We start from the raw sequence: 12,687 nt of genomic DNA on the forward strand, positions 1-12,687 counted from the left end.
CGGAGGGGTGGGAATTGCTATCCTCGCAGTCCCTTATGGAGAGATTCCCATGAACCGCTCGCACGTCCTCGTTGCCGCGCTCGCCCTGGTACTGGCGCTACCTGCCGTTGCGCAGAACGCCCAGGATTCGTCGTCGTTCAAGCCGGCCCCGCCTCCGCCGGGCCTGAACGATCCGGGCGTCAAGGCGGGCGAACCGGACCGGTCGGGCCTGAAGCCGATCGAGAGGCCGGTGCCTTACGACGAGGCCCAGGACGGCAAGACCACGCCGGCCACGTCGGACGCCAATGGCGGCTCGCGTTCCGCCGTGGCGCTGCCCTCCATGCAGGACAACGGCGCGGTCGACGCCCGGGGCCAGCAGGCACCGCAGGTCACCGTGCGCCAGCAGGGCGACGATCGCGTCGAGGAATACCGCACGGGTGGCAAATTGTTCATGGTCGTGGTGACGCCGAAGAACGGCGTGCCGCAGACCTACATGGCCGATCCTGACGGGAAACTCCATCACGATCCGAAGAACGGGCCGGTGAACCCGGTTTATTACAAGGTCTACGAATGGGGCCAGGCGCCGAAGCCTGCTGGTTCGAACTGAGGTAGGCGGGGCTGGGGGCTTGCCGTGGCGTGGCCCGCTGCCGCGGGGTCGCCGCTGAAGCGGCTCCCACAGTGGAGCGGCTCCCCCACAGTGAAGGGGCTCCCACAGTGAGGTGGCTCCCATCGGGACGTAACTCCCATGCTGCGACGGTGGTCATCCTTATTCAGCCGTCCAGCTCCGGGTAATGACGGAAGATGCCGTTCGTGTTGAACGGCACGCGCCGTTCCGATGCGAGATAGGCGGCGATATTCGGGCGGTCCGCAACGCGCCTGGCAAGGTCCCTCAACAGCGGCAGGTTCTGCCTCGCCATCGCCTTTGGAAAGGCGTAATCCAACCCGGCCATCACCTGGAACAACGACAGGTCCACATAGGAATGCTCGCGCAGCGGATGCCTACCGCCACCGCGTTCCAGCACCTGCTCGAAATAACCCAGGAATTTCGGAATCCTCGATTCGCGAAAATCCTTCGCGCGCCGCTTCGCCTCGGTGCGCTGGTCCTCGTAATACTGCTCCGTCGATACCGGATGATGGGTATCGTGCACCTCGGCCACGAGGTCGGTGATGGTCAGTTGCAACTGGTGGGCGTAAAGGCGCCGTGACTCGCTCTCCGGCACCAGTCCATGTCGCGGCCCGAGGTATTGCAGGATATTCGCCACCTGGGCGATCACCAGCCGCCCCGACGCCAGGAACGGGGGCGCGAAGGGCAGGGCACCTTCGTGGTTCCCTTCGAGGAACGCCGTCATGACCTCGTCGCCCTCCTCGCGGGCAACGTCGGTGTAGGCCGCGCCAGCGTCTTCCAGGCACAGGCGCACGAATTCGCCCCGGCCTTGCAGGCCCGTCCAGTAATACAGCCGGTAGCTCATCACCGGTCTCCCGCGGTCAAAGCCCGCATGATGAAACGGTGACCTTCAAGCCAGCGTGAGCGCGATATCCCGCAACGTGTTCCATACGGTCTGCGCCGGGGGCGAAAGCGAGCGTGCGCGGCGCCTCAGGAGGGTGACCTCGCGATCCACCGACGGCGACAGCGCTCGTGCGGCCAGGCCGGGACGCAAGGCGTCCAGCGACAGCGCAGGCGTGATGGTCACGCCGAGGCCGGCCTCGACCATGCGAAACGCCGTGTGCGGATGGCCCACTTCAAGCGCCACGTTCATGGCGATCTCCCGCGTGGCGAACGCGGCGTCGATCAGTCGCCGGCTACCCGAGGCGTGGTCGAGCAGGATGAGAGGTTCGCGCGCCAGCGATTTCCACGGCACGCTCGTCTTCGCGGCGAAAGGGTGGTCGAGGCGGCAGACCAGCCGGAACGGATCGCGCAGGATCGTCTCCGCATCGAACTCTTCCACCGTGGCGGGCTCGACCGTGAGACCGAAGTCGACCTCGCCACCGCGTATCGCATCCAGCACCTGCGCCTGGGTCTGGTCGCGCAACAGGATCTCCAGCGATGGGTGCTCAAGGGCGCAGCGGGCGATGCAGGCGGGCAGGAGACCCGCCGAGAGCGTCGGCACGGCCGCGACGCGTACCCTGCCACGTAACGGGTCCGCCTGCGTCCGTGCATGCGCGAGCACGCCGTCGAGTTCGTCCAGCACGCGGGATACCGCTTGTTCCAGGTACCGGCCCGCCTCCGTGGGCACGACCTCTCGCGTGCTGCGATCGAACAGGCGTACGTCCAGTTCCGCTTCCAGGTCGGAGATCAGGCGGCTCACCGCCGGCTGGGTCAGGTGCAGGGATTCCGCCGCACGCCGGAAGTGTCGATGGCCGGCCACGGCAAGGAAGGCGCGGAGCTGTCGAAGCGAGACATTCATAAGATAAATGTATCATTGGATCAGATAAAACGAATTGCCTTATGGAAGGCGGGGCGGTGAAATACCTTCACCCCTTCCTACGCCAGTCGCCGCCATGCGCCGCTTCCTTCCCGATGGATTCACGCTTTCACTGGTCGCCACCGTGCTGCTGGCCAGCCTCCTGCCGTGCCGCGGCAGCGCCGCCGGCGTTTTCGAGGTGGTCACCGACGTCGCCATCGGCCTCCTTTTCTTCCTGCATGGGGCGAAGCTCTCCCGTGAGGCGGTGGTCGCGGGGATGACCAACTGGCGGCTGCATCTCACCGTCCTCGCCAGCACCTTCCTGCTGTTCCCTCTGCTAGGCATCGTGTTGAAGCCGGTGCTCTCGCCGCTCGTATCGCCCGACCTCTACCTCGGCATCCTGTTCCTGTGCACCTTGCCGTCGACGGTGCAGTCGTCGATCGCCTTCACGTCCATCGCGCGCGGCAACGTGCCGGCCGCCATCGTCTCCGCGTCCGCATCGAGCCTGCTGGGCATCTTCGTCACGCCCTTGCTGGTCGGTGTGGTGATCGCGGGTACGGGGCAGGGCGGGCTCTCCCTGCACGCGGTCGGTGCGATCGTGGTGCAGCTGTTCGTTCCGTTCGTCGCCGGACAGATCGCGCAGCGCTGGATCGGCGGTTGGGTGCGCAAGCATGCCACCCTGCTCACTTTCGTCGACCGGGGCTCCATCCTGCTGGTGGTATACACCGCCTTCAGCGCAGCGGTGTTGCAGGGCTTGTGGCATCAGCTGCCCATGCCGGTGCTGGCGGGATTGGTGGTGGTGAACGCGGTACTGCTGACCTGCGCGCTGCTCATCACGCGCTATGGCGCGAGGGCGCTCGGTTTCGCCAAGGAGGATGAGATCACCATCGTCTTCTGCGGTTCCAAGAAGAGCCTGGCCGCCGGCGTCCCGATGGCGAAAGTGTTGTTCGCCGGGCATCCGCTCGGCTTGATCGTGCTGCCGATCATGCTGTTCCATCAGATACAGCTGATGGCGTGCGCGGTGCTGGCCCGGCGGTATGCGCTGCGCAGGGACGGGGCTCCGGGGGCGCTTGTCGCTGGCGATGTGAGGCGATGAGGCGGACTTGAATCGCCGACAGGGTCGGCTCCCACCGAGGCAAGGTTGAATCGCCGACAAGGTCGGCTCCCACCAGGGCGGGGCTTTCCCCAAGGCGGGATTGGACCTTTGCCCTGGTGGGAGCCGACCCTGTCGGCGATGCTTCGTCAGTGGCGGAAGTGACGAACGCCCGTGAACACCATCGCCATGCCGTGCTCGTCCGCCGCGGCGATGACCTCGCTGTCGCGCATGGAGCCGCCTGGCTGGATCACTGCCCGGATGCCCGCCGCGGCGGCCGCGTCGATGCCGTCGCGGAACGGGAAGAACGCGTCCGAGGCCATCGCGCTGCCCGGCACCACGAGGCCGGCTTCCTCGGCCTTGAGGCCGGCGATCTTCGCGCTGACGACGCGGCTCATCTGGCCCGCGCCGATACCGATCGTGCGGTTGTCCTTGGCGTAGACGATCGCGTTGGACTTCACCATCTTCGCCACGCGCCAGGCGAACAGCAGGTCGTCGAGTTCGGCGGGCGTGGGCTGGCGCTTGCTCACGACCTTCAACTCGTCCTGTCGGACCTGTCGATGATCGGCCGTCTGCACGAGCAGGCCGGAGCCCACGCGCTTCACGTCGTGCGTGTTGCGGCCGTCGCCTGGCGGGATTTCCAGCACGCGCACGTTGGCCTTCTTCGCCGCTTCCTCGACCGCCCCGGCATCCACTTGCGGCGCGATCATCACTTCGACGAACTGGCGCTTCAGGATGGTCCTCGCCGTCTCCGCGTCCAACGGACGGTTGAACGCGATGATGCCGCCAAAGGCCGAGGTCGGGTCGGTGGCATAGGCAAGTTCATAGGCGGCCAGTGGGTCGGCCGCCACGGCGACGCCGCAGGGGTTCGCGTGCTTCACGATCACGCACGCCGGCGCGTCGAACTGTCGCACGCATTCCCAGGCGGCATCGGCATCGGCGATGTTGTTGAACGACAGTTCCTTGCCCTGTAGCTGGCGGAACGTGGCGAGCGTGCCGGGCGCGGGATGGAGGTCGCGGTAGAACGCGCCGGCCTGGTGTGGATTCTCGCCGTAGCGCAGGTCCATCACCTTGATGAAGCGGCCGTTCGACTGTTCGGGAAATTCCGCGCGCCTGGCGACCGCGGTGTGCACATCGTCGAGCGTGATACTGGACAGGTAATCGCTGATGGCGGCATCGTAGTTCGACACGCGGTTGAATGCGGCAACGGAAAGCCGGAAACGCGTGGCGCGCGAGAGTCCACCCTTCTGCTCGATCTCCGCCAGCGCCTCTTCGTATTGCGCCGGATCGGTCAGCACGCCGACATCGTTCCAGTTCTTGGCGGCGGCGCGGAGCATGGCCGGACCGCCGATGTCGATGTTCTCGATGGCGTCTTCCAGCGTGCACGCCGGATCGGCGACCGTGCGCTCGAAGGGATAGAGATTGAGCACGAGCAGGTCGATCGGAACGATGCCGTGTTCCGCCATGACCTCGTCGTCGGTGCCGCGGCGGCCGAGCAAGCCACCATGGACGCGCGGGTGCAGCGTCTTCACCCGCCCATCCATGATCTCGGGAAAGCCGGTGAGGTCGCCCACGTCGCGCACGGGGATGCCTGCGTCGCGAAGCGCCCTGGCCGAGCCGCCGGTGGAAAGTATTTCGACGTTCGCGGCGGCGAGGCGGCGAGCCAGCCCGGTCAGGCCCTGCTTGTCGGAAACACTGACGAGCGCGCGGCGGACGGGAACGAGATCGGGCGTGGGCATGGGCACTTCCGGGGAGGAAAGCGCGTCATTATAGCCGCCCGGACGTCCATGCGGTCCCGGCGGTGTGCCGGTCAGGAAATTCCGTGGGCGGCGAGCTTCTTGCGCAGGGTGGCGCGGTTGATGCCGAGTGCGGCGGCGGCGCGGCTCTGGTTGCCTTCGTGGAAGGAAAGCACCTCGCGGAGCAGAGGGCCTTCGACCTCCCGGATCACGAGGGCGTGCAGGCCTTCGCCGAACTCGGTATCACCGATATCGGCGAGATAGCGACGAACCGTACGACTGACACATTCGCTGAGAGCGCTCTGCATGGAGGTTTCGTTGGCGGCCTCGCCGGCAGACAGTCTCACAGCGTTCAAGGCATTCCCCTCTCGCGGGCCGGAGCGTGGATCCCCGGTCGGTTCTTATCGGTATGGTGCTTCTTGGGCTGCGACCCGCACACCTCGTCGGGGTGGTGGAAAGTCGCGAAGGGAACCGAGTGTACTCGCCCCGGCGGCCGAAGTGCAGGCTTGCAAAAAGAAATTTTTTCGAACGCTTCACTCGAAGCTGAATGCGAAAGCCACGGCTCGCTGGCCCGGGTCTTGCACTTCGAACACCATGGCCGTCGTCACCCCGCTGGCGAGACCGCGTGAACGCGCCGACGCATCGCCTACGTAATCCTCGGGTTGGAAACGGCGCATGGCGAGCCGCTGGCCGCTGGCATCCGAGAGGACGATGGTGACCACGGGATACGGCTGCGCGAACGATGCATCGTTTCGCACGCTGGCGGTGATGAGCAAGCCGTCGGTGACGGACGGATGTTGCTCGACGTCGCGTGCGAGCAAGCGCAGGCGGGAAGGGGCGGATACGAGAGGCAGATGGCAGCCGATCATCGCGCACCCCGTCTCCAGGACGGGTCCGATGGTGGGGTCGGCGATGAGGACGTCCCGCTTGGCCCATGCCAGCTGTGCCCCGAGGCCGAGAATCAGCACGGTGCAGGTGCCGACCCAGGCGGCGGTGTGCCATGACCGGCGCTTCCGCTTCGCGAACCGTGGCGTGAACGTTAACTGTGAAAAGTCTTCCCCCGTTTCCGCGTCGGCGATATCTTCCTCCACGACAGGGCTTGCCTCGAAGCCTCCGGCAGCCGTCTCGGCCACTGGCCGCGGCCGGAACACCGCCACTTCGGCGGTCGGCGGTTCACGATCCAGTGCGTGTTCCGCCAGCCGCGTGAACGGCTCCGGCGGCAGCTGTTCGGCCAGCGTGCCCAGGGCGTTGAAGACGGCGTCGCAGTGGCTGCAACGCACGCAGCCGCAGGCATGGACCAGAAGCTCGGCTTCCAGCTTATAGACGGTGAGGCACTCGGGGCACTGCGTATACATGACGCCCGATCATAACGGTCGCGCCGTGCCCGTGCGCGCCCGGTAGAATCATGGACCCGCCCACCGCACTGGCCCCACGATGCCCTGGCTCGAACTTTCCCTCACGATCCGCGCCGCCGAACAGCCACGTGTCGAAGCGACGCTGGAAGACCTCGGCGCGCTGTCCATCACGCTGCAGGACGCCGATGCGGAAACACCCGACGAAGAAGCCATCTTCGAACCCGGGGTGGGCGAGATCCCGTTGTGGAACCAGATCGTGCTCAATGCGCTGTTCGACGCCGGCGCCGACAAACGCGGCCTGACCGCGGCCATCGCCGACGACCTGCCCTTCATCGAGCCTTCCCACATCACCTGGCGCGAGGTGGAGGACCAGGACTGGGAGCGGGCGTGGATGGACCAGTTCAAGCCGATGCCGTTCGGCCGCCGGTTGTGGGTCTATCCGTGGAACATCGAGCCGCCGGCGGATGGCGGGATCGTCGTGGTGCGGCTCGATCCCGGCCTCGCCTTCGGCACGGGAACGCACCCGACCACGGCGATGTGCCTGGAATGGCTCGACGGCCAGCAGATGGCCGGCAAGTTCGTCCTCGACTACGGTTGCGGGTCGGGCATCCTCGCCATCGCCGCCCTGAAGCTGGGCGCGTCACGCGCCGTGGGTATCGACAACGATCCCCAGGCCTTGCTCGCTTCGCGCGACAACGCCGAACGTAACGGCGTCCATGGCGATCTGGACGTCTATCTGCCGGGCGAGGCGCCTGCCGCGCAAGCCGACGTGCTCGTGGCGAATATCCTTGCCGGTCCCCTCGGCGAGCTAGCCCCGACTTTCGCCGCGGCCGTGAAGCCCGGGGCGCCGTTCGCGCTCTCGGGCATCCTCTCCGGGCAGCACGAGGAGTTGCTCACGCGTTACGCGGAATGGTTCGACGAACTGGAAGTCCGTACGCTCGAGGATTGGGTACGCATCAGCGGCCGACGCAAGGTCTGACGCCCTGGTGGGAGCCGACCCTGTCGGCGATCCCGCGGCGGCGGGCCAGGTTACGGCAAGCACCCATCGCCGACAGGGTCGGCTCCCACCAGGGTTCTTGCCAGGCCTCCAGCAAGAGTCCTTTCCAAAGAGCTCTTTCATAAAAAAATCCCGCCTCGCGGCGGGATTTCTCATTACGCCGATGGCGTCTCTTTCTGCTCCGCCATTCGTTTTTCCAGGTAGTGGATGTTCTGCCCACCCTGCTGGAAACCGACGTCGGCCATGATCCGCTGTTGTAGCGGGATATTGCACTTCACGCCTTCGATCACCGTCTCGGTCAGGGCCATGCGCATGCGTGCGATGGCCGTGGCGCGGTCAGGGCCGTGGACGATGATCTTGCCGATCATCGAATCGTAGTTCGGCGGGATGCGGTAGCCGTCGTACAGGTGCGTGTCGACGCGTACGCCGGGGCCACCGGGGGCTTCGAAACGCTTCACCGTGCCGGGGCTCGGCATGAAGGTGTCGGGGTCCTCGGCATTGATGCGGCATTCGATCGCGTGGCCGTTGAGGACGATGTCCTCCTGGCGGATCGACAGCTTTTCGCCACCGGCGATCAGCAGCTGCTCGCGGACGAGGTCGATGCCGGTCACCAGTTCCGTCACCGGGTGCTCCACCTGGATGCGGGTGTTCATCTCGATGAAGTAGAAGCGGCCGTTCTCGAACAGGAACTCGAACGTGCCCGCGCCTCGGTAGCCGATGCGGATGCAGGCGTCGACGCAGACCTTGCCGATCTGCTCGCGCAGTTCCGGCGTGATGCCTGGTGCGGGCGCCTCTTCCACCACCTTCTGGTGGCGGCGCTGCATGGAACAGTCGCGCTCGCCGAGGTGGATGGCGTTGCCCTGGCCGTCGGCGAGCACCTGGATTTCCACGTGGCGTGGGTTTTCCAGGAACTTCTCCATGTAGACCTGATCGTTGCTGAAAGCCGCCTTGGCTTCCTGCTTGGTCATGACGATGGAGTTCGCCAGGTGGGCCTCGGTGCGCACGACGCGCATGCCGCGACCGCCACCGCCACCGGCCGCCTTGATGATGACCGGATAACCGATCTCGCGTGCGATGCGGATGTTCTCGTCGGTGTCGTCGCCCAGCGGGCCGCCGGAGCCCGGCACGCAGGGCACGCCCGCGGCCTTCATGGCGCGGATCGCCTCCACCTTGTCGCCCATCAGGCGGATGACGTCGGCGGTGGGGCCGATGAAGACGAAGCCGGATTGCTCGACCTGCTCGGCGAAATTCGCGTTCTCCGAGAGGAAGCCGTATCCCGGATGGATCGCACCCGCGTCGGTGATCTCCGCGGCGGCGATGATCCGTGGAATGTTGAGGTAGCTGTCGGCCGAGGGACCCGGTCCGATGCATACCGATTCGTCGGCCAGGCCGACGTGCTTGAGGTTGCGATCGACGGTGGAGTGCACCGCGACCGTCTTGATGCCGAGCGCGTGGCACGCGCGCAGCACCCGCAGCGCGATCTCGCCGCGATTGGCAATAACGACCTTCTCGAGCATGAGTCGGGGCCTCAGGCGATGACGAACATCGGTTCGTCGAATTCCACCGGCTGGCCGTTCTCGACCAGGATGGCGACGACGGTACCGGAAACGTCGGCCTCGATCTGGTTGAACATCTTCATCGCTTCGATGATGCCCAGGGTCTCGCCGGCCTTGACCTGCTGGCCGACGCTGGCGAAGGCGGGGGCGCCCGGCGTCGATGCGGCGTAGAAGGTGCCGACCATCGGCGCCTTGACCACGTGGCCGGGCGGCAGGCCCGGCTCCGCAGGCGGCGCGGCGGGGGCGGCGGCAGGTGCGACGGCGACCGGGGCGGCGACGGGAGCGGGCGCCGCCATCATCTGGGGAGCGACGGCGGTGCCCTTGGGCACGCGTGAGAGACGCACCACTTCCTCGCCTTCCTTGATTTCCAGCTCGGCGAGGTTGGATTCCTCGAGCAGGTCGATGAGCTTCTTGATCTTGCGCAGGTCCATGGGACAAACCTTCTGGTGGTGGATGCGGACGCACATGGCGTCTCGCGAATGGGAATCAGGCGGCGGGGATGGCCAGCCGGAGCAGCGCGGCCTCGAGCGCCAGCCGGTAGCTGTCGCCGCCGAAGCCGCAGATCACGCCGGCGGCGAGGTCCGACACATACGAGTGGTGCCGGAACGGCTCGCGCGCGTGGGGATTGGACAGGTGGATCTCGATGAACGGGATGGACACCCCGGCGAGCGCGTCGCGCAGGGCGACCGATGTATGCGTGAAGGCGGCTGGATTGATGAGGATCCAGGCCGTGCCCTCGTCGCGGGCCTGGTGGATCCGCCCGATCAGTTCGTGCTCGGCGTTGGACTGGAACCAGCCCAGGTCATGCCCGGCGGCCTGCGCCCGGGCTTGCAGCGACGTGTTGATGTCGGCGAGCGTTTCATGCCCGTAGACCGAAGGCTCGCGAACGCCGAGGAGATTGAGGTTGGGTCCGTGCAGGACGAGGATCCTGGCCACTGTTCACCTGTGCCGTGGGTCCGGGGCTCCGGAACGCCGCGAAGTGTGCGCCTGTCGCCCACCCTTGTCCAGTTCGGTGAAGTTCGACGTAGTTCGCTGGAGATCGCGACTTTCCAGACGCTCGCGTATGTTTCGGCCATCGTCGACAGGGTCGAGGCAGCGGGCCAGTTTGAGGCAAGCACCCGTCGCCGCTGAAGCGGCTCCCACAGGTCGAGCGGCGGTGACTGCCCCGATGGGAGCCGACCTTGTCGGCGATTCCCCGCCTCACCGCTGTGCAAACAACGCCCGCCAGCCCTCGATCCCCAGCCGGTCCAGTGTCTCCATGTTCGCCTCGAAGATCTTCGAGGCCTCCGGGAAGGCCGCCACCGCGCGGTCGATGCTCGTTTCGCGCAGCAGGTGCAGCGTGGGGTAAGGCGAGCGATTGGTGTAATTGGTGATGTCGTCGGGGGCGGTGCCTTCGAACTGGAAGGCGGGATGGAAACTCGCCACCTGGATGTCGCCCTCCAGGCCGAGGTCGGCCACCGTCTCATCCGCCACTTCGAGGAATTCGTTGTAGTCGAGGAAATCGTCGAGCACATGGGGATGGATCAACAAGGTGGTGTCCACCATCTCCGGATCGGTGTCGCGAAGAAATTCCAGCTCACGGACCAGATCGGCGTGCAGTTGCAGCGGCTGCGTGGCATCGCTGACCACGTAACGAATCTGTCCCTTCTTGTGCACCGCCTTGGCGAAGGGGCACAGGTTGAGGCCGATGACCGCGCGTTCGAGCCAGAGACGCGTCGCCTCGATCACCTCGTCGGGTGGGAGCATGGGATCCATGGGAGAGCCTCCGTGGTTCAGGGCGTGAGCCAGGCGTCGAGTTCCGCCTGGCTGAACGTGCCGAGCTTGCGCCGCAGGATACGCCCGTCCTCGCCGACGAGGACGCTGTAGGGCAGTACGCGGCGCGTGTTGCCGAAAGACAGCGAGCCGCCTGGGGCGTCGCTATCCGCAAGCACCACCGGATACGCCACCGGCCGGGCCGCGAGATAGGCACGCACGGCGCCTGCCGTGTCCTCGGCCACGCCGAGGATGGCGACGTTGCGTGCCTTGTAACGTCCCGCGTTCTCGCTCAACAGCGGCATTTCCCGCCGGCAGGGGGCGCACCAGGTGGCCCAGAAGTTGATGAGCAGGCGCTTGCCACGCCAGTCGGAAAGCTGGCGCGGCTTGCCTTCCACGGTGAGGAAGGTGGCCGGTGGCGGGAGCTCGCCGACATCCGCCACCGTGACGCCTTGCGGCGGTGGCGGATTCAGGCGGCGATGCTCGAGGTACAGCCCCGTGGCCGCGGCGGCGATGGCCAGTACCACGATCCAGAAGGTCGGGCCGCGGCTCATGGATGCGCGGCGGCCTCTAGCGCTTTCTCGACGCTGTCGTAGGTGAGCACCGTGGACAGCTTGCGGCCATCGCCGCCGCCCTTCGGGTAGACCACGTAGAGCGGAACGCCCACCGAGTGGTACTGCTCGAGGAAGGCCGCGATGGTCGCGTTCACGTCGGTCCAGTCGCCCTTCATGTAGACGGTGCCGGTGCGGGCGAGCAAGGCCTTGAAGGCATCGGTATCGAGCACCGCCTTCTCGTTCGCCTTGCAGGTGATGCACCAGTCGGCCGTCATGTCGACCAGGACCGGCGTTCCCGCGCCACGCAGCTCGGCCAGCTTTTCCGGGGAATACGGCACGGACCCGTCGGCGGCCACGCGCAGGGCCGCGGCCTGTGCCGGCAGTCCATGCACGACCCAGAGCGCCGCGGCGGCACCGATCATCAGCACGCTGGTGAACACCCAGGACAGGCGCGCTCCACGGCTGCGCCCGTACCACCACAGCGCCATGGCCAGCAGTACGCCGCCGGCGAGCACGAGGGCGGTCGCATCGGCGCCGCGCTGCTTGGTCAGTACCCAGAGCAGCCAGACGGCCGTGAGGTACATCGGAAACGCCAGCAGCTGCTTGAGGGTCTCCATCCACCGGCCCGGACGTGGCAACAGCCGCGCGATCGCCGGCACGAATCCGATCAGCAGGAAGGGCAGGGCGAGGCCGAGTCCGAGCGCCAGGAAGATCAGGAAGGCCACGCCCAGGGGCGCGGCGAAGGCGAAGGCGATCGCGGAGCCCATGAAGGGCGCGGTGCAAGGGCTCGCCACGACCACGGCCAGCACGCCGGTGAAGAAATCGCCGGAGGGGCCCGAACGCGCCGCGAGACCGCTGCCCACGTTGCCCAGCGAGCCGCCGATCTCGAACACGCCCGACATCGAGAGGCCGACTGCCAGCATCACGTAGACGAGCAGGCCGATCGCCAGCGGTTGCTGGAACTGCGCGCCCCACTGGATGCCATGGCCCGCCGCGCGGATGCCGACGATGACCAGCCCGAGGATCGCGAAGGCGGCCAGCACGCCGGCCGTGTACCAGAGCGCATGCTTGCGTGCGGCGCCCGGGCTTTCCCCGCTTTCGAGCACGGTGATGGCTTTCAGCGACAACACCGGCAACACGCACGGCATGAGGTTCAGCACGAGGCCGCCGAGCAAGGCGAGGCCGATGGCCGCGATGAAGCCGACGGGCGCGTCACCGCCGGGCGCCAGGCCGGGCGGTGGCGGCGTCGGTGCGACATCCGTC

The 12,687-nt window shown here is 66.7% G+C and carries 14 protein-coding genes; 3 read left to right on the forward strand and 11 right to left on the reverse strand.

Features of this window, described 5'->3' with window-relative positions; translation table 11 throughout:
• Positions 1-49: 49 nt before the first annotated feature.
• Positions 50-586, forward strand: a complete 537-nt coding sequence (locus ACR9ZJ_RS08520) for a DUF2782 domain-containing protein (RefSeq protein WP_481281652.1) — start codon at positions 50-52, stop codon at positions 584-586.
• 163 nt (positions 587-749) lie between these two features.
• Here ACR9ZJ_RS08520 and ACR9ZJ_RS08525 read toward each other — a convergent pair whose 3' ends face one another.
• Positions 750-1,448 carry a glutathione S-transferase gene (locus tag ACR9ZJ_RS08525; RefSeq protein ID WP_481287521.1) on the reverse strand — a complete coding sequence of 233 codons (699 nt, stop codon included), beginning with the start codon at positions 1,446-1,448 and terminating at the stop codon, positions 750-752.
• 45 nt (positions 1,449-1,493) lie between these two features.
• On the reverse strand, positions 1,494-2,384 hold the full coding sequence (locus tag ACR9ZJ_RS08530; protein WP_481287522.1) for a LysR family transcriptional regulator: 891 nt from the start codon (positions 2,382-2,384) through the stop codon (positions 1,494-1,496).
• 94 nt (positions 2,385-2,478) lie between these two features.
• Between ACR9ZJ_RS08530 and ACR9ZJ_RS08535 the strand changes: the two genes are divergently transcribed.
• Positions 2,479-3,477, forward strand: coding sequence for a bile acid:sodium symporter family protein (locus tag ACR9ZJ_RS08535; RefSeq protein WP_481281649.1), 999 nt, complete (start codon positions 2,479-2,481; stop codon positions 3,475-3,477).
• A gap of 146 nt (positions 3,478-3,623) precedes the next feature.
• Here ACR9ZJ_RS08535 and purH read toward each other — a convergent pair whose 3' ends face one another.
• The 3 genes from purH to ACR9ZJ_RS08550 all read right to left on the reverse strand — a co-directional run bounded on the left by purH (position 3,624) and on the right by ACR9ZJ_RS08550 (position 6,565).
• A complete protein-coding gene (gene purH / locus ACR9ZJ_RS08540) occupies positions 3,624-5,213 on the reverse strand; it encodes a bifunctional phosphoribosylaminoimidazolecarboxamide formyltransferase/IMP cyclohydrolase (protein WP_481281648.1) in 1,590 nt (529 codons plus the stop codon).
• A gap of 71 nt (positions 5,214-5,284) precedes the next feature.
• Positions 5,285-5,518 carry a helix-turn-helix domain-containing protein gene (locus ACR9ZJ_RS08545; RefSeq protein ID WP_306851037.1) on the reverse strand — a complete coding sequence of 78 codons (234 nt, stop codon included), beginning with the start codon at positions 5,516-5,518 and terminating at the stop codon, positions 5,285-5,287.
• A 225-nt stretch (positions 5,519-5,743) separates the two neighbouring features.
• A complete protein-coding gene (locus ACR9ZJ_RS08550) occupies positions 5,744-6,565 on the reverse strand; it encodes a zinc-ribbon and DUF3426 domain-containing protein (protein WP_481281647.1) in 822 nt (273 codons plus the stop codon).
• Between the two features lie 79 nt (positions 6,566-6,644).
• Here ACR9ZJ_RS08550 and prmA point away from each other — a divergent pair, with 79 nt between their 5' ends.
• Complete coding sequence (gene prmA, locus ACR9ZJ_RS08555) at positions 6,645-7,544, forward strand: 50S ribosomal protein L11 methyltransferase (RefSeq protein ID WP_481287523.1); 900 nt, start codon at positions 6,645-6,647, stop codon at positions 7,542-7,544.
• A gap of 173 nt (positions 7,545-7,717) precedes the next feature.
• On the opposite strand, the gene accC is transcribed toward prmA, so the two are convergent.
• The 6 genes from accC to ACR9ZJ_RS08585 form a co-directional block, all read right to left on the reverse strand.
• Positions 7,718-9,079 (reverse strand): acetyl-CoA carboxylase biotin carboxylase subunit, encoded by a 1,362-nt coding sequence (accC, locus tag ACR9ZJ_RS08560; RefSeq protein ID WP_371023706.1) that lies wholly within the window; start codon positions 9,077-9,079, stop codon positions 7,718-7,720.
• Positions 9,080-9,090: 11 nt separating this feature from the next.
• Positions 9,091-9,549 (reverse strand): acetyl-CoA carboxylase biotin carboxyl carrier protein, encoded by a 459-nt coding sequence (accB, locus tag ACR9ZJ_RS08565; protein WP_481281645.1) that lies wholly within the window; start codon positions 9,547-9,549, stop codon positions 9,091-9,093.
• A 55-nt stretch (positions 9,550-9,604) separates the two neighbouring features.
• Entirely contained in the window at positions 9,605-10,054 is a 450-nt protein-coding gene (gene aroQ, locus ACR9ZJ_RS08570) for a type II 3-dehydroquinate dehydratase (RefSeq protein ID WP_481281644.1), read from the reverse strand.
• A 264-nt stretch (positions 10,055-10,318) separates the two neighbouring features.
• Positions 10,319-10,873, reverse strand: coding sequence for a DUF1415 domain-containing protein (locus tag ACR9ZJ_RS08575; RefSeq protein WP_481287524.1), 555 nt, complete (start codon positions 10,871-10,873; stop codon positions 10,319-10,321).
• Between the two features lie 17 nt (positions 10,874-10,890).
• Complete coding sequence (locus ACR9ZJ_RS08580; protein WP_481287525.1) at positions 10,891-11,424, reverse strand: TlpA family protein disulfide reductase; 534 nt, start codon at positions 11,422-11,424, stop codon at positions 10,891-10,893.
• Positions 11,421-12,687, reverse strand: a 1,267-nt coding sequence (locus ACR9ZJ_RS08585; protein ID WP_481287526.1) for a protein-disulfide reductase DsbD family protein, incomplete at its 5' end; no start/stop codon positions are given. The genes ACR9ZJ_RS08580 and ACR9ZJ_RS08585, both read right to left, overlap by 4 nt.

The sequence above is a fragment of the Luteibacter sp. KNZ12-1A genome, assembly GCF_056755675.1.

Coding starts and splice junctions, on each gene's coding strand:
- accC (WP_371023706.1), bottom strand. CDS start 9,079: ATGCTCGAGAAGGTCGTTATTGCCAATCGCGGCGAGATCGCGCTGCGG.
- prmA (WP_481287523.1), top strand. CDS start 6,645: ATGCCCTGGCTCGAACTTTCCCTCACGATCCGCGCCGCCGAACAGCCA.
- ACR9ZJ_RS08550 (WP_481281647.1), bottom strand. CDS start 6,565: ATGTATACGCAGTGCCCCGAGTGCCTCACCGTCTATAAGCTGGAAGCC.
- ACR9ZJ_RS08545 (WP_306851037.1), bottom strand. CDS start 5,518: ATGCAGAGCGCTCTCAGCGAATGTGTCAGTCGTACGGTTCGTCGCTAT.
- ACR9ZJ_RS08530 (WP_481287522.1), bottom strand. CDS start 2,384: ATGAATGTCTCGCTTCGACAGCTCCGCGCCTTCCTTGCCGTGGCCGGC.
- ACR9ZJ_RS08535 (WP_481281649.1), top strand. CDS start 2,479: ATGCGCCGCTTCCTTCCCGATGGATTCACGCTTTCACTGGTCGCCACC.
- ACR9ZJ_RS08525 (WP_481287521.1), bottom strand. CDS start 1,448: ATGAGCTACCGGCTGTATTACTGGACGGGCCTGCAAGGCCGGGGCGAA.
- ACR9ZJ_RS08580 (WP_481287525.1), bottom strand. CDS start 11,424: ATGAGCCGCGGCCCGACCTTCTGGATCGTGGTACTGGCCATCGCCGCC.
- ACR9ZJ_RS08520 (WP_481281652.1), top strand. CDS start 50: ATGAACCGCTCGCACGTCCTCGTTGCCGCGCTCGCCCTGGTACTGGCG.
- ACR9ZJ_RS08575 (WP_481287524.1), bottom strand. CDS start 10,873: ATGGATCCCATGCTCCCACCCGACGAGGTGATCGAGGCGACGCGTCTC.
- accB (WP_481281645.1), bottom strand. CDS start 9,549: ATGGACCTGCGCAAGATCAAGAAGCTCATCGACCTGCTCGAGGAATCC.
- purH (WP_481281648.1), bottom strand. CDS start 5,213: ATGCCCACGCCCGATCTCGTTCCCGTCCGCCGCGCGCTCGTCAGTGTT.